Origin of the sequence: Hydrocarboniphaga sp. (assembly GCF_965279055.1) — a bacterium.
Classification (GTDB): domain Bacteria; phylum Pseudomonadota; class Gammaproteobacteria; order Nevskiales; family Nevskiaceae; genus Hydrocarboniphaga.
This window is the reverse complement of the sequence record NZ_OZ257125.1, coordinates 1750913-1765465: the sequence shown is the minus strand read 5'-3', so window position 1 is coordinate 1765465 and position 14553 is coordinate 1750913. Positions and strand designations below refer to the sequence as shown.

The window sequence follows — 14553 nt, the reverse complement described above, 5'->3', positions numbered from 1 at the left end:
GAGTCATGCGCGCAGACGGCCGCTGCCGTCGCTAGCGAGCAGGATGGGCAAGCAATGTTGCGGGCTGATGGCGGATTGATGACGCAGGTCGGCAATTGCGGAGCTGTCACGGCGGTGTCACATTGCAGGCCTAGCCTGATCGTTGCACGGCGTTTCCAACTGCGGCCGCATACAGACGTACGCGTTCCAGACACGACCGAGGAGTGTTGCCATGTCCGCATCCAGGGAGCCGGTCTCGCCCGAGACCATACAGCGCGCCATTCGCGCCCGGCTGGCCGCCACCTTCGGCGCGCAGAGCCCCTACGTCGTATTGCCGCTGACCATCCAGCAGATTCCGGCCGGCGACAACGGCCTGAACTGGGAGCTGGCGGTCCCGTCCACCGAAAGCGCCTCAGAAGACGGCATCCACGCCGCACTCGAAGCGGCCAGTGACGTCGCCGGCAGCTTCAACCTCGGCCAAGCCGGGCTGCACTGAAACACCCGGCTCGTGGCGGCGCCAGGGCCGCTTCGGGCAAAACAGACAACGCTGTTGGATAAGCCAGGTTCCGTACTTGACTGGGGTCGGCTTTGCCCGCGAATATTAGCGTCATAACTATGACGTTAATATGCGAGGGGACATCATGAGCCGCCATCTGATCGCCAGGCTGCTGCGCTGTGCGTCGTCGATGTTGTTGATGGCCGGCACGATGTGCGCCGTGGCTGCCGACCCGGACGTGCATCAGCTCGGCACCAAGTATTCGCCGCTGAACCAGATCAACGCCGGCAACGTCGGCCAGCTGGAACGTGCCTGGGAATTCCACACCGGCGAAGTGCCGCCCAAGGACACCCAGAACGCGCTGATCGCCTTCGAAGACCAGCCCAGCCTGATCGAAGGCAATCTGGTGATCTGCACCACCTCGCGCCGCGTCATCGCGCTGGATCCGCAGACCGGCAAGCAGCGCTGGGTGTTCGACCCCAAGGATCCGAAAGTCGGCACGCAAAAATGCCGCGGCATCAGTCACTGGATCGACGAGCAGGCCGCCGAAGGCAGCCACTGCAAATCACGGATCTTTCTCGGCACCAGCAACTACCGGCTGATGGCATTCGACGCGCGCGACGGCAAGCGCTGCGAAGCCTTCGGTGACAATGGCCAGGTGCAGATGCAGCCGAGCAAGCCGGAGTTGTTTGCCGGCGAAGTCGTCGCCGGCTCCAAACCGGCGATCGTCAACGGTGTCGTCGTCGTCGGTTCGGCGGTCGCCGACAACCAGCGCGTCGATGCGCCGAGTGGCCGCGTGCTGGCCTTCGATGCGCGCAGCGGCAAGGCGCTGTGGCAGTTCGACCCGCTGCCGCGCGATCCGGCCGACCCGGCCGCCAAGACCTGGGCGCGCGGCACCGCGGCCGGCTTCGGCGCCGGCAACGTCTGGGCCAACATGGCGGTGGATCAGGGTCTGGACCTGGTGTACCTGCCGACCACCAGCCCGTCCGGCGACTTCTTCGGCGGCGACCGTGCCGGCGACAACCGCTACTCCTCGTCGATCGTCGCGCTGAAGGGCTCGACCGGCCAGGTGGTCTGGCATTTCCAGTTCGTGCATCACAACGTGTTCGACTACGACACCCCGTCGGAGCCGCTGCTGATCGACTGGAAGAAGCCGGATGGCTCGACCGTGCCGGCGCTGGTGCAGAACAACAAGACCGGCCTGATCTTCGCGTTCAATCGCGCCAACGGCGAGCCGCTGGTGCCGATCGTGGAGCGCGCGGTGCCGCAGAGCGGCGTCGCAGGCGAGCATCTGTCCAAGACCCAGCCGTTCCCGCAAGGCATGCCGGTGCTGGCGCCGCAGAGCTTCTCGCCCGACGACGCCTGGGGCTTCACTTTCATCGACAAATGGCTGTGCAGCCGCAAGGTCGAGGAGCACAGCTACGGCCCGATCTTCACGCCGCCGAGCAAGCAGGGCACGGTATTTTCGCCGTCGGTCGGCGGCGGTCCGAACTGGGGCGGCGGCGCCTACGATCCGGCAACCGGCATCATGGTGGTCCCGTCGAATCGGGTGCCGACCATCGTCAAGCTGATCCCGGTCGCCGATATCAAGATCGACAAGGCGCAGAAGATCGAAATGGGCGGGCCGATGAACTTCGCCGCTGCCGGTTCGCCGTTCGTGTACCAGATCCAGCCGCTGCTGTCGCCGCTGGGCTCGCCGTGCTCGGCGCCGCCCTGGGCCGCGCTGACCGCGGTGGATCTGGCGAACCGGAAAATCGTCTGGGAAGTGCCGCTGGGCAGCATCGAAAAACTGGTGCCGTTCAAGCCGCCCGGCATGGACCTGGAGTTGGGCACGCCCGGCGCCGGCGGCCCGCTGGTCACCGCCGGTGGCCTGGTGTTCATCGGCTACACCCTCGACGACTCGATGCGCGCCTTCGACCTGAAAACCGGCAAGGTGCTGTGGAAGACCGATCTGCCTGCCGCCGGCACCGCGGTGCCGGTCAGCTACGAGGCCGGCGGCAATCAGTACGTGGTGATCGCCGCCGGCGGTCACAGCATGTACGGCTCGACGTTGGGCGATTCGGTGGTTGCGTACAAGCTCAAGCGCTGAGGCGAGCCGCGGCCGCCGGCCGGCGTTATGCTGGCGGCCCGCGCAACATCGACCACGACAAGGACCTCGCCATGGCCGCATCGCTCTACGACATTCCGCTGAAGAAAATCGACGGCACCGACAGCAGCCTCGCCGCGTTCAAGGGCAAGGTGCTGCTGCTGGTCAACGTCGCCTCCAAATGCGGCCTGACGCCGCAATACACCGGGCTAGAGAGCCTGTATCAGCACAAGCAGGCGAAAGGCCTGGAAGTGCTCGGCTTCCCCGCCAACAACTTCGGCGGCCAGGAGCCCGGCACCGAGGCCGAGATCAGCGAATTCTGCTCACTGAACTACGACGTGCACTTCCCGCTGTTTTCGAAGATCTCGGTGGTCGGTGCCGACCAGCATCCGCTGTACGCGCAGCTGGTGAAAGCGCAGCCGACGGCGATCGGCGACGGCCCGTTCCGCGAGCGCCTCGCCGGCTACGGCCGCAAGGCCGAGAACCCGTCCGACGTGCTGTGGAACTTCGAGAAGTTCCTGGTCAACCGCAAGGGCGAAGTCGTCGCGCGCTTCGCGCCCGACACCACCGCCGACAACCCGGCCTTGCTCGCGGCGATCGACGCGGAGCTGGCGAAGGGCTGAGCAACGGCGGCGGCTCATGACCCGCTGTTTTTGCCGACACCACCCATGCCCGTTCGTCCCGAGTAGCGGGCTTGCCCGCGTATCGAGGGAGCCGACCGCCCTCGCCGGGCGATCCTTCGATACCTGGGACGAACGGAGCGTCGTTATCGTTTCACCGGGTTCCCGCTTTCGCGGAAATGACGCCCCAGTGCCGCGACGAAGTTGTCCTGCAACGGATTCTCCAGTTCGCGAAACCGCAGAATGCCGAGCTCGATGCCGGTGCTCGCGCCGCGCAGCGGCCAGTACTGTACGCCGGCGCGGCGCAGGTTCTGCAGCGACGCCGGCACCAGCGCCACGCCCATGCCGCTGGCGACCAGACTGACCACGGTCTGCATCTGTCGCGCGTGCTGAGAAATGCGCGGCACGAACCCGCTGACGTGGCAACGGCTGATGATCGCATCGTAAAGCCCTGGCCCGACGTCGCGCGGCGGCACGATGAAAGCCTCGTTGGCAAAGCGGCGCAGATCGAGCGCGCCCTTGGCCCTTGCCAGGCGATGGCCCGTCGGCACCGCCAGTATCAGCTCCTCGCGCTGCAAGCTCTTAAACGCGAGGTCCGATTCCTGTATCGGCCCGAGCGCGATGCCCAGATCGAGCCGCCCGGCGCGCAGCTCGCGTATCTGCGCGTCCGTGGTCAGCTCGTGCAGCTGCACTTCGACACCCGGAAACCTCGCGCGAAAATCCTTCAGCGCCGGCGGCAGCACGCCGTAGTCGGCGATCGAGACGAAGCCCACCGACAGGCGGCCGACGTCGCCGCGGCCGGCCTGCTTGGTGCGTGTCTTGCCGTGCTCCAGCCGCGCTAGCACCGCGCGCATTTCTTCGAGAAAGATCGCGCCGGCCGCGGTCAGCGACACACCGCGGTTGCTGCGCTCCAGCAGCCGCGTGCCCAGCTCCTGCTCCAGGCTCATGATCTGCGTCGACAGCGGCGGCTGCGACACATGCAGGCGCTGCGCCGCGCGCGAGAAGCTGCGCTCCTCGGCGACCGCGATGAAATAGCGTAGCTGTCTGAGTTCCACTATTGGGTTTCCGTATACCGGCCTACTGCATTTTGTATTGGCCGGTATAGCAGGCGCCACCGACAATGCGCGCTTTCACCGGCATCGCCACCTGAAGAGGAAGCTTCTCATGCCCGTTCTACGCTCGCGCACCAGCACCCACGGCCGCAATATGGCCGGCGCCCGCGCGCTGTGGCGCGCCACCGGCATGCGCGACGGCGACTTCGAAAAGCCGATCATCGCGGTGGCCAACTCCTTCACCCAGTTCGTGCCCGGCCACGTGCATCTGAAAGACCTCGGCCAGATGGTGATCGAGGAGATCGCCAAGGCCGGCGGCGTCGGCAAGGAGTTCAACACCATCGCCGTCGACGATGGCATCGCGATGGGCCACGACGGCATGCTCTACAGCCTGCCGTCGCGCGACCTGATCGCCGACAGCATCGAGTACATGTGCAACGCGCACACCGCCGACGCGCTGGTGTGCATTTCCAATTGCGACAAGATCACGCCGGGCATGCTGATGGCCGCGCTGCGGCTGAACATTCCGGTGGTGTTCGTCTCCGGCGGGCCGATGGAAGCCGGCAAGACGCAGCTGTCGACGTCCGACGAGGTGATTCCGCTGGACCTGGTCGACGCGATGGTCGCCGCCGCCGACAGCCGCGTCTCCGACGCCGACGTACAGGCAATCGAGCGCTCCGCCTGCCCGACCTGCGGCTCCTGCTCCGGCATGTTCACCGCCAATTCGATGAACTGCCTGACCGAGGCACTGGGTCTGTCGCTGCCCGGCAACGGCTCGCTGCTGGCGACGCATGCGGATCGCGAACAGCTGTTCCGCAAGGCCGGACGGCTGATCGTCGAGCTGGCGCGGCGTTACTACTTCGAGGACGACGCGCGCGTGCTGCCGCGCCATATCGCCAGCGCTGCGGCATTCGAGAACGCGATGTCGCTGGATATCGCGATGGGCGGCTCGACCAATACCGTGCTGCATCTGCTCGCCGCCGCGCAGGAAGGCGGCATCGACTTCACGATGCGCGACATCGATCGCCTGTCGCGCCAGGTGCCGACCCTGTGCAAGGTCGCGCCGTCGAGTTCGTATCATCTGGAAGACGTGCATCGCGCCGGCGGCGTGATGGCGATTCTCGGCGAAATGGATCGCGCGCAATTGCTCGACACCTCGGTGCCGACGGTGCACGCCGACACCTTGGCCGAGGCGCTGCAACGCTGGGACGTGACGCAAACCGACGATCCCGCGGTGCACGCGTTCTACCGCGCCGCGCCCGGCGGCGTGCGCACGCAGCAGGCGTTCTCGCAAAGCCGGCGCTATCCGGATCTGGACACCGATCGCCTGAAGGGCTGCATCCGCAGGCGCGACGCCGCCTACAGCCAGGACGGCGGACTCGCCGTGCTCTATGGCAACCTCGCGGAGCGCGGCTGCATCGTCAAGACCGCCGGTGTCGACAGCAGGATGCTGCGCTTCCGCGGACCGGCCGTGGTGTTCGAAGACCAGGACGATGCGGTCAAGGGCATCCTCGGCGGCAAGGTGCGCAAGGGCGATGTCGTCGTGATCCGCTACGAGGGTCCGCGCGGCGGCCCCGGCATGCAGGAGATGCTGTATCCGACCAGCTACCTCAAATCAAAGGGCCTGGCGCAGCACTGCGCGCTGGTCACCGACGGCCGCTTCTCCGGCGGCAGCGCCGGGCTGTCACTCGGCCATGTGTCGCCGGAAGCGGCGCAGGGCGGCAACCTGGCGTTGGTCCGCGACGGCGACGAGATTCTGATCGACATTCCGAATCGCGCGATCGCCTTGCAGATCGGCGATGACGAGCTGGCGCAGCGGCGCGTCGAACAGAACGCGCGCGGCTGGCGGCCGGCCGTGAAGCGTCCGCGCAAAGTCAGCGCGGCGCTGCGCGCCTACGCGAGCCTGGCGACCAGTGCCGACCAGGGCGCGGTGCGCAACCTGGATCTGCTGCCGGACGAAACGCGCTGATGTCTTGAGCCTTCGCTACTACCGCTGGAACGCATCTTCGAACAGAGCGCGCATCGTCGCCCACGATCGCGCCTCGGCCAGCGCGTTGTAGCCGAAGCCCGGCATGCCGCGCTGATCGGCAGTCGGATCGGTGAAGCTGTGCGAAGCACTACCGTACTGGATCAGCTGCCAGTCGAGACGATCGCGCCGCAGTTCGGCGGTCACCGCTTCCAGCGCGTCTTTCTTCACCACCGGATCGTCGGCGCCATTGCAGATCAGCACCCTCGCCTGCATGCGACCGGCGTCGCCGGCCTGCTCGGGGAGAATGCCCGCATGAAACGTCGCGATCGCCGCCAACGGCGCGCCGATGCGCGCGAGTTCGAAGCAGGTGGCGCCGCCGAAGCAGAAGCCGATCGCGGCGGTGCGCTGCGCATCGACTTCGGGCTGTGCGATCAGCGTGTCGAACGCGGAGCGTGCTCGTTGACGCCATTGCTCGCGATCGCCGTACAGCGCCTTGATCGCCGGCATCACGCTGGGCAGATCGGGGTAGACCTTGCCTTGGCCATGCAGATCGGCGGCGAACGCGACGTAGCCGAGTTGCGCAAGCCGGTCGGCGCGCAGGCGCGCGTGCTCGTTGAGGCCGAAAGCCTCGGGAAAGACCAGCACGCCGGGACGCGGGCCGCTGCGCGCGTCATCCCAGGCGAGATAGCCGACCAGCACCGTGTCGCCGACGCGGTATTCGATCTTGCGACTTTTCATACGCGGGTTCGCACTCAGTAGTCGTCGACGAAGCCGACTCTCGGATCGTAGCGCACGGCATGCGAACCGAGGGTCGGGAAAATGCCGGCGGGCAGAAAGCGCGCGATGGCGACCGCCTGCAGGTTTCTGGCGGCGAGCACCGGGACAACACGATCACTGCCGCGCGGCAACGGATCGATGCCGCGAAGGACCAGCCCTCCAGCTCAGGATTTGGCCGGCGGCTCCTTGATGAAGGCCAGGCTGGCCTGCGCATACGACGGCCGCTGCGCCATTTCCTTGAGCTTGCTCAAAGTCTTGAATGGCGTGCTCACCGCCATGCTGTTGATCAGCGACGCCGGGATAGGGCCGTTGGGGTCGGACAAGGTGCGCGTCTCCACGGCGACGCCGCCGCCGGGCTGCGGCGTCAAGGTCCAGGTCTGGCGCGATTTGAGGATGCGCACATAGTCCTGCTTCAGCGCCAGCTGATCCTCGGTCGCGGTGTCGGTGATGGTCACCGCCAGCGTCGCCGGATCCTGCGTGATCGTGCGCTGGTTGAGGATGTCGCGGTTGCTGACCGGCCACGGCATCTTCATCTGCGAATACACCTGGTAGCGCGTATCGCTTTCATGCTTCTGCACCTCGGCGCGCGCGACCACGTCGCTGAGTTCGTGCAAGGCCGTGACGTCGTTGATCACCGCGACCACGCTCGACAGGCGCGCGTCGATGCGCACGACACCGCGCATTTCGCGAATGCTCCAGCCGTCGACCGGGCGCGTGTAGACCTGCACGCCGGCCGTGTCTTTCTCCAGCTTCCATTCGGCTTCGGCGGCGCCGGCCAAAGGGCTCGCCAACAGCAAAGCCATCAGCAGCAGCCGGGCAACATCGGGGACTAGGCGCATATCGGTTTCTCTTTCCTGCTCGCGTTCTGGCATCGCGGCGCGTTGACGCGCTCTATTCTCGGTGCAGATGCTGAGCGCTTGCTTAGCATCGTCGGCGCCAGCTTAGCATCGGCATTTGGCGCCGGCAAAAACGCTAATTTTGACGCGATTCAGGCGGTTTTCGGTCTGACACGCGACCCGCTTCGAGCTGGCCCAGATGGCGTTCGACCAGCGCCAGGGTCTCGGCGTGGCCGGAGCGCATGCCGAGCGCGCTTTCCATCACCAGCACCCGCGACAGGCCGGAGATCAGCAGCGCCAGGCTCACCGGCGGCAGTTCGCCAGCGGCCAGGCCCTGACGCGACAGCAGGCCGGCGATCATTGCGGTCTCGAGTTGCCGCAGCTGCTCGGCATGGCGCGCCATTTCCGCACCGATGGCCTTGCGGTGATTCGCCAGCGCGACGTATTCGATCGCCAGCCGCGCGGCCTCGGGCCGGCTGCTGAATTCCCACAGCGCGCGCAGCGGCTGCTTTGAGCCGACGATGCGCGACATCTGTTCGACCGAGCGCTCGGCGCCGCGGCGGATCAGCGCCAGGAACAGATCGTCCATCGCGCGGAAGTAGTAATGCACCAGCTGCGGCTTGAGTCCGGCGCGGCTGGCGACACGCCGCGAACTCACCGCGGCGTAACCCTCTTCCATCATGATCTGCTCGGCGGCGTCCAGCAGCGCGCTGCGCGTGGCCGAGCTTTCGACGCCGATTCTGCGGGGCGAGGCCATGACGCCGTCAGAACGGCTTCTTGCCCAGCGCCTTGTTGATGAACTTGGTCGACTGTTCCATGCCCTGCTGGAAAATCTTCTGGCCTTCGGCCGAAGACAGGGCGTCGAAATTCGCCGCGATGTTTTCCGGCGTGCGCTGATCCGGCGGCAGGAAGATGCCGTCGGTCTCGTAAATCACGCTGCGCGCAAAGCCGCCGCCGCCGGCGCACAGGATCACCCTCGACGGCGCCGCGTCGCTGACCAGGAACAGCAGGCCCGGCGTGACGTGCTCGGGGCCGAGCTGTGCCAGCGCTTCGGCGTCGATGCCGATGTCGCCGGTCATGCGGGTGAACGCGGTCGGCGCCAGGGCATTGACGCGGATGTTGTACTTCTCGCCTTCCAGATGCAGCGTGTTCATCAGGCCGACCACGGCCATCTTCGCGGCGCCGTAATTGGCCTGGCCGAAGTTGCCGTACAGGCCCGACGACGACGTGGTCATGACGATGCGGCCGTAGCCCTGCTCGCGCATCAGGCCCCACACCGCCTGCGTGCAGTTGACCGTGCCCATCAGGTGCACGTCGACCACCAGCTTGAAATCCTCCAGCGAGGATTTGGCGAAGGACTTGTCGCGCAGGATGCCGGCATTGTTGACCAGGATGTCGACGCGGCCCCACTTCGCCACCGCCTCGTCGACCATCGCCTGCACCTGGGCGGCGTTGGTGACGTTGGCGGCGTTGGCAATGGCTTCGCCACCGGCGGCGCGGATTTCCGCGACGACGTTTTCAGCGGCGCTGGCCGAGGCGCCGCTGCCGTCGCGCGCGCCGCCCAGATCATTGACCACCACCTTGGCGCCGCGTTCGGCCAGGCCCAGCGCGTGCGCGCGGCCCAGGCCGTTGCCGGCGCCGGTGACGATCGCGACTTTTCCATCGAAACGAATGCTCATCGGCGTCCTCTGTTCCTCGCTTGTCTGCGGTTCAAGCCGGGTATTCGACACCGGGAAGCCGGTGCGCTGCAAACTGCTCGCGCAGTTTCAGCTTCTGCAGCTTGCCGGTTGCGGTATGCGGCAGCTCGGCGACGAAGGCGACGTCGTCCGGCACCCACCACTTGGCGATGCGCCCCGCGTAATGCGCCAGCAGCTGCTCGCGGCGGGTCTGCGCACCGGGGCGCAGCACCACCACCAGCAAGGGCCGCTCGTCCCACTTGGGGTGCGCGACCGCGATCACCGCGGCCTCGGCGACCGCCGGGTGGCTCATCGCGATGTTCTCCAGCTCGATCGAGCTGATCCACTCGCCGCCGGACTTGATCAGGTCCTTGGCGCGGTCGGTGATGTCGATGAAGCCGTCTTCGTCAAGCGTGGCGATGTCACCGGTCGGCAGCCAGCCGTCGACCAGCGGGCTGGTTTCGCCTTTGAAATAACGGTCGATGATCCACGGCCCCTGCACCATCAGCGCGCCGGTGGTGACGCCGTCGCGCGGCAGCTCCTGGCCGTCGTCGTCGATGATCTTGGCAGCGACGCCGAAGGGCGTGCGTCCGGCTTTCAGCTCGACGCGCTGGCGCTGTGCGGGCGGCAGCGCATCGTGCTTGGGCTTGAGGCTGTTGACCGCTCCCAGCGGCGACATTTCGGTCATGCCCCAGCTCGGCTGCAGGCGCACGCCGAGTTCGGCCTCGAAGGCTTCCATCAGCGAACGCGGCAGCGCCGAGCCGCCGACCAGACAGCGGCGCAGCGCCGGGAATTTCAGCGCGTGCTCGCGCGCGTGCTTGAGCAGCGCCAGCCACACCGTCGGCACGCCGGCCGAGAACGTCACCGCCTCGCGCGTGAACAGTTCGCTGAGCGAGGCGCCGTCCATCTGCGCACCCGGCAACACCAGCCTGAAGCCGACCAGCGCCGCGGTATACGGCAGGTTCCAGGCGTTGACATGGAACATCGGCACGATCGGCAAGGCCACGTCGCGCGACGACAGGCCGAGCACGTCCGGCATCGCGGTGGCATAGGACTGCAGCACGATCGAACGATGCGAATACAGCGCGCCTTTCGGGTGACCGGTGGTGCCCGAGGTGTAGCACAGGCTCGCTGCCTGGTCCTCGTCTAGCGCCGGCCAGTCGTATTGCGCGCGCTCGGCCTGCAGCAGCGTTTCATAGCGCAGCAGATGCGGGATGTCGACGGACGGCTGCGTCTGCTCGTCACTCATCAGCACCCAGTGCCGCACGCCGCCGCACAGCGGCAGCAGCTGGCTCACCAGCGGCGCCAGATCCAGGTCGAAGAAGATCACGCGATCTTCGGCGTGGTTGATGATCCACGCGATATGTTCGAGGAACAGCCGCGGATTGATCGTGTGCACGATGCTGCCGCTGCCTGCTACCGCGTAGTACAGCTCCACGTGACGATAGCCGTTCCAGGCCAGGGTGCCGACGCGATCGTCGCGCTGCACGCCGAGCCCTGCCAGCGCGTTGGTCAGCTGGCGCGTGCGCGCGGCCAGTGCGCGCCAGTCATAGCGATGAAAGCGCGCGTCACCGCTCGCCGGTTCGACTCGCCGCGACACGATCGCGACATCGCCGTGGCAGCGCTCGGCATGTTTCAGCAGGCTGCTGATCAGCAGTGGCTGCTGCATGATGTTGCCGCGCATGGGGTCTCCGATGAGGTCGCGATCGGCGCGCAGTCTGCAACGCCGGCCGCCGGTCGGCTGTCAAATCAGTGACAGCCGCGCCGAAATCGCGCAGCCTGTGCGCCGCACGCCGCCCGACGAGACACCAAGCCGATGCGAAACACCGAAGCCCTGCTGCTGTTGTGCGCCGCGATGGCGCCGCTTGCCGCCGACGGCGCCGCCGACAGCTGGACGCCGGCCGACGGCGAGCATCAGCATTTCAGGATCATCGACGGCGACAAGCCGGTCGGCGAACTGATGCTGCGATTCTCGCGCAGCGGTGAAACGCTCAGCGTCGAGCGCCAGCAGACCATGAGCGTCAGCCGGATGATGATCAAGGCGACGCTGACCCAGACCAGCAAGGAGCAATGGTCGCAGGACCGCTTGCTCGGCATCAGCACCCGCACCGAACTGAAGTCGACGATCAAGGACGAGTCCAAGAGCCTGCAGCTGAGCCGCGCCGCCGACGGCAAGCTCAGCGGCAACTCGGGCAAGGACGCCGTGAGCCTGCCGGCGGATGCACTGCCGCTGAGCCTGTGGAACGAGGCGATGACCCGCGACGGCCGCTACTTCGATCCTGCCGACGGCAAGCTCGGCACGCTGCAGCGCAAAACCGGCGCGATCGAGGATGCGGCGCCTGCCGGCACCGACACCGCCGCCTGCAAGCCGGTGGAACTGGCGATCACCAATGCGGAGAAGAAGACCTCGCGCGTACTGGTATGGCGCTCCGGCAGCGGCAAGGTCTGCACGATGCGTTTCTTCAGCCCGATGGGCACGCTGGATTACGTCGCGGCCGGCGACTGAGAAAGCGATCGACATGCCCAACACCAGCATCGACGAGCTGATCCGCGGCTGGCGCTGGTTCGACCACGTGCCCGCCGAGGCGCAGCAATGGCTGGCGGCGCAGGCGAGCCTGCGCGAGTTCGCCAAGGGCCGGATGGTGTATGTCTCCGGCGACGCGGTCAGCAGCATTTACGCCGTCGTCAGCGGCGTGTTCCGGATCTACCTGGCGTCGCCGCGCGGCGACGAAATCACGCTAGAGGAAGTGGTGCGCGGCGGCTGGTTCCCACACGTGATCACGCGCCAGCCGCTGACCTATATCGCCAATTGCGTATGCCAGCAGGATGCGCGCGTCTACGCGATCCCGCAGAGCGCGGTCGCCGAATTCGCGCAGCGCTGGCCGGGTTTCTATCGTGGGCTGTACGAGGAGTTCACTGCACGCGGCGTGGTCACCGCCGGCCGCATCGAGCTGCTGACCTCGCACAACCTGAATGTGCGCCTGGCGGTGTACCTGCTGCGCATGGCGCGGCTGCGCGGCCAGAGCGAGGCCGGCGGATCGGTCTGGGTACCGGCGGACGACAACCAGGCGGAGGTCGGCGCACGAGTCGGCGGCACGCGCCAGCGGGTCAACAGCATTCTCAAGGCCTGGCAGCAGAAGGGCCTGATCGAATCGCACAAGGACGGTACGCGCATTCTCGATCTCGAAAAGCTGACCGCCGAAGCAGGCAAGACCGGCTTCGATGTCGCCGAGTATCTGTCGGGCTGGCACGGCGGCTGGCAGGGCAAGTCTTAAGCTTTGCGCGGTCCCTCGATACGCGGGCGAGCCCGCTACTCGGGAGGAACGGGATTTGGTGGTGCCATCGCTGCAAGAACACGTTCCTTCCGAGCAGGCCCGTGGCAAGAAGCACGTCGCCTTCTCTTGCCGCACTGTCAAACCCGTGACAGCGAGCCGCAACCGCAGTGTCTAGGATGCAGCTACTCCATCCCGGCGCTCGCAGCCACCATCGATGACCACGATCCGCATCAACAACGGCGCCATCGCCGGCGATACCGAAGACGGCATCCATGTGTTCCGCGGCATTCCCTATGCCGAGCCGGTCGGCGGACTCGCGCGCTGGCTGCCTCCGCAGCCGCGCAAGCCCTGGAGCGGCACGCTGGACGCGCGCCACTACGGCGATGCCTGCCTGCAGTTCGCCGGTGCCACCGGCGGCCTGCGCTGGCCGATTCCGTCGGCGCGCGCACGCTACTTGGACGCGATCGGTGGCTCGCTGGAAATCAAGCAGGGCGACGACAGCCTGCTGCTCAACGTATGGACACCGAGCCTGGATGCCGGGGCGAAACTGCCGGTGATGCTGTGGATACACGGCGGCGGCTTCACCGCGGGCGCCGCCAACAGCTTGTACGACGGCACGCCGTTCGCACGCCGCAACGTCGTCATCGTCGTCATTCAATACCGCCTCGGCCCTCCGGGTTTCCTGCATGGCTCGGGATTGTTCGACGGCGAATTCTGCGCCGACAACCGCGGCCTGCTCGACCAGGTCGAGGCGCTGCGCTGGGTGCAGCAGAACATCGCGGCCTTCGGCGGCGACGCCTCCAACGTCACCGTATTCGGTGAGTCAGCCGGCGCCTTCGCGCTGTATCAACTCGCGGCGAGCCCGCAGGCCAAGGGCCTGTTCCACCGTGGCATCGCGATGGGCGGCATGCCCGACACCTGTGCTCCGGCCGACGACTATCACGCGCTGGCGCGCGACGTGCTCGCCGATGTCGGCGTCAAGGCCGGCGACGCGCAGGCGCTGGCCGCGCTCGATCAGGCGCAGCTGATGAAGCTGCAGTCCGCGATGTCCAAACGCACGATGCGCGGCCCCGATCCGGATCGCTACGGCTCGCTGAGCCGGCGCAAGATCGCGTACATGGGCGCAGCCACCGGCGGCGCCTTCCTGCCGCAGTCGCCGATGACGGTGTATCCACAGGGCACGCCGAACGACATCGACCTGATGCTCGGCACCTGCCGCGACGACGGCCAGCTGTTCTCGCTGGTGTTTCCGCTGTGGCAGTCGCTGTCGGCGCGGCTGTTCTCCACGGTGCTCGACGGCCTGGTGCCGAACCGCGATTTGCGCGCCGCGCGCGAGCACTACGGCCGGCTGACCCTGCAGGGCGGCCGCAGCGTCGCTCAGGAAATCAATCACGACGCGTTCTACCGCATGCCGACGATACGCGCGGCCGAAGCGCATGCGGCCGGCCATCCGGGCCGGACCTATCTGTATCAGCTCGACTACGAGTCGGCGATCGAAGGCCTCGGCGCGGTGCACGGCATCGACGTGGCGCTGAGCTTCCGCTGCACGCCGGCACGGCGGCTGCTGCGCGACGACGAGCCGACGCGATTGCTGTGCGAGCAGATGCTCGACGCCTGGACCTCGTTCGCGCGCAACGGCAAGCCGCAGGTCCGCGGCCTGGCGCCGTGGACGCCGTACGACACGCAGACGCGCACGACGATGGTCTTCGACACGCCCGCGCGCCTGGCGCCGGACTGGGGCGGCGAACGACGGCCGTTCTGGGCCGACGTGTCACTGGCCTGACCGC

General features: G+C 67.0%; 14 protein-coding genes. 7 read left to right on the top strand and 7 right to left on the bottom strand.

Annotation, left to right across the window (positions count from 1 at the left end; all coding sequences use genetic code 11):
• Positions 1-211 precede the first annotated feature (211 nt).
• The 3 genes from ACQZF9_RS08050 (at position 212) to ACQZF9_RS08040 (ending at position 3184) form a co-directional block, all read left to right on the top strand.
• Entirely contained in the window at positions 212-475 is a 264-nt protein-coding gene (locus ACQZF9_RS08050; RefSeq protein ID WP_428312721.1) for a hypothetical protein, read from the top strand.
• 145 nt (positions 476-620) lie between these two features.
• Positions 621-2564, top strand: coding sequence for a pyrroloquinoline quinone-dependent dehydrogenase (locus tag ACQZF9_RS08045; RefSeq protein ID WP_428312720.1), 1944 nt, complete (start codon positions 621-623; stop codon positions 2562-2564).
• A 71-nt stretch (positions 2565-2635) separates the two neighbouring features.
• Entirely contained in the window at positions 2636-3184 is a 549-nt protein-coding gene (locus ACQZF9_RS08040) for a glutathione peroxidase (protein ID WP_428312719.1), read from the top strand.
• Positions 3185-3327: 143 nt separating this feature from the next.
• Here the strand turns inward: ACQZF9_RS08040 and ACQZF9_RS08035 are convergent, their stop codons facing one another.
• The gene (locus ACQZF9_RS08035; RefSeq protein WP_428312718.1) at positions 3328-4236 is read right to left on the bottom strand and encodes a LysR family transcriptional regulator; all 909 of its coding nucleotides are present in this window, start codon (positions 4234-4236) and stop codon (positions 3328-3330) included.
• Between the two features lie 109 nt (positions 4237-4345).
• Between ACQZF9_RS08035 and ilvD the strand changes: the two genes are divergently transcribed.
• Positions 4346-6202, top strand: a complete 1857-nt coding sequence (gene ilvD / locus ACQZF9_RS08030) for a dihydroxy-acid dehydratase (RefSeq protein ID WP_428312717.1) — start codon at positions 4346-4348, stop codon at positions 6200-6202.
• Between the two features lie 18 nt (positions 6203-6220).
• On the opposite strand, the gene ACQZF9_RS08025 is transcribed toward ilvD, so the two are convergent.
• The 6 genes from ACQZF9_RS08025 to ACQZF9_RS08000 all read right to left on the bottom strand — a co-directional run bounded on the left by ACQZF9_RS08025 (position 6221) and on the right by ACQZF9_RS08000 (position 11187).
• Positions 6221-6940, bottom strand: coding sequence for a dienelactone hydrolase family protein (locus ACQZF9_RS08025; RefSeq protein ID WP_428312716.1), 720 nt, complete (start codon positions 6938-6940; stop codon positions 6221-6223).
• A gap of 14 nt (positions 6941-6954) precedes the next feature.
• Positions 6955-7080 carry a hypothetical protein gene (locus ACQZF9_RS08020; RefSeq protein WP_428312715.1) on the bottom strand — a complete coding sequence of 42 codons (126 nt, stop codon included), beginning with the start codon at positions 7078-7080 and terminating at the stop codon, positions 6955-6957.
• 63 nt (positions 7081-7143) lie between these two features.
• Positions 7144-7818, bottom strand: coding sequence for an START domain-containing protein (locus ACQZF9_RS08015; protein WP_428312714.1), 675 nt, complete (start codon positions 7816-7818; stop codon positions 7144-7146).
• Positions 7819-7951: 133 nt separating this feature from the next.
• Positions 7952-8572: a TetR/AcrR family transcriptional regulator gene (locus ACQZF9_RS08010; protein WP_428312713.1), complete on the bottom strand. Its 621-nt coding sequence runs from the start codon at positions 8570-8572 to the stop codon at positions 7952-7954.
• A gap of 7 nt (positions 8573-8579) precedes the next feature.
• Complete coding sequence (locus tag ACQZF9_RS08005; RefSeq protein ID WP_428312712.1) at positions 8580-9494, bottom strand: SDR family NAD(P)-dependent oxidoreductase; 915 nt, start codon at positions 9492-9494, stop codon at positions 8580-8582.
• Between the two features lie 31 nt (positions 9495-9525).
• Complete coding sequence (locus ACQZF9_RS08000) at positions 9526-11187, bottom strand: 3-(methylthio)propionyl-CoA ligase (RefSeq protein WP_428313392.1); 1662 nt, start codon at positions 11185-11187, stop codon at positions 9526-9528.
• A 120-nt stretch (positions 11188-11307) separates the two neighbouring features.
• Between ACQZF9_RS08000 and ACQZF9_RS07995 the strand changes: the two genes are divergently transcribed.
• From ACQZF9_RS07995 to ACQZF9_RS07985, 3 genes are all read left to right on the top strand, one after another.
• Positions 11308-11997, top strand: a complete 690-nt coding sequence (locus ACQZF9_RS07995) for a DUF6134 family protein (protein WP_428312711.1) — start codon at positions 11308-11310, stop codon at positions 11995-11997.
• A gap of 13 nt (positions 11998-12010) precedes the next feature.
• On the top strand, positions 12011-12766 hold the full coding sequence (locus ACQZF9_RS07990) for a Crp/Fnr family transcriptional regulator (protein WP_428312710.1): 756 nt from the start codon (positions 12011-12013) through the stop codon (positions 12764-12766).
• 214 nt (positions 12767-12980) lie between these two features.
• Positions 12981-14549 (top strand): carboxylesterase/lipase family protein, encoded by a 1569-nt coding sequence (locus ACQZF9_RS07985; RefSeq protein ID WP_428312709.1) that lies wholly within the window; start codon positions 12981-12983, stop codon positions 14547-14549.
• Positions 14550-14553: the final 4 nt, after the last annotated feature.

What these genes read in the sequence shown, in the direction of transcription:
- ACQZF9_RS08050 (WP_428312721.1), top strand. Translation starts at nt 212, where the DNA reads ATGTCCGCATCCAGGGAGCCGGTCTCGCCCGAGACCATACAGCGCGCC.
- ACQZF9_RS08045 (WP_428312720.1), top strand. Translation starts at nt 621, where the DNA reads ATGAGCCGCCATCTGATCGCCAGGCTGCTGCGCTGTGCGTCGTCGATG.
- ACQZF9_RS08040 (WP_428312719.1), top strand. Translation starts at nt 2,636, where the DNA reads ATGGCCGCATCGCTCTACGACATTCCGCTGAAGAAAATCGACGGCACC.
- ilvD (WP_428312717.1), top strand. Translation starts at nt 4,346, where the DNA reads ATGCCCGTTCTACGCTCGCGCACCAGCACCCACGGCCGCAATATGGCC.
- ACQZF9_RS08025 (WP_428312716.1), bottom strand. Translation starts at nt 6,940, where the DNA reads ATGAAAAGTCGCAAGATCGAATACCGCGTCGGCGACACGGTGCTGGTC.
- ACQZF9_RS08015 (WP_428312714.1), bottom strand. Translation starts at nt 7,818, where the DNA reads ATGCGCCTAGTCCCCGATGTTGCCCGGCTGCTGCTGATGGCTTTGCTG.
- ACQZF9_RS08010 (WP_428312713.1), bottom strand. Translation starts at nt 8,572, where the DNA reads ATGGCCTCGCCCCGCAGAATCGGCGTCGAAAGCTCGGCCACGCGCAGC.
- ACQZF9_RS08005 (WP_428312712.1), bottom strand. Translation starts at nt 9,494, where the DNA reads ATGAGCATTCGTTTCGATGGAAAAGTCGCGATCGTCACCGGCGCCGGC.
- ACQZF9_RS07995 (WP_428312711.1), top strand. Translation starts at nt 11,308, where the DNA reads ATGCGAAACACCGAAGCCCTGCTGCTGTTGTGCGCCGCGATGGCGCCG.
- ACQZF9_RS07990 (WP_428312710.1), top strand. Translation starts at nt 12,011, where the DNA reads ATGCCCAACACCAGCATCGACGAGCTGATCCGCGGCTGGCGCTGGTTC.
- ACQZF9_RS07985 (WP_428312709.1), top strand. Translation starts at nt 12,981, where the DNA reads ATGACCACGATCCGCATCAACAACGGCGCCATCGCCGGCGATACCGAA.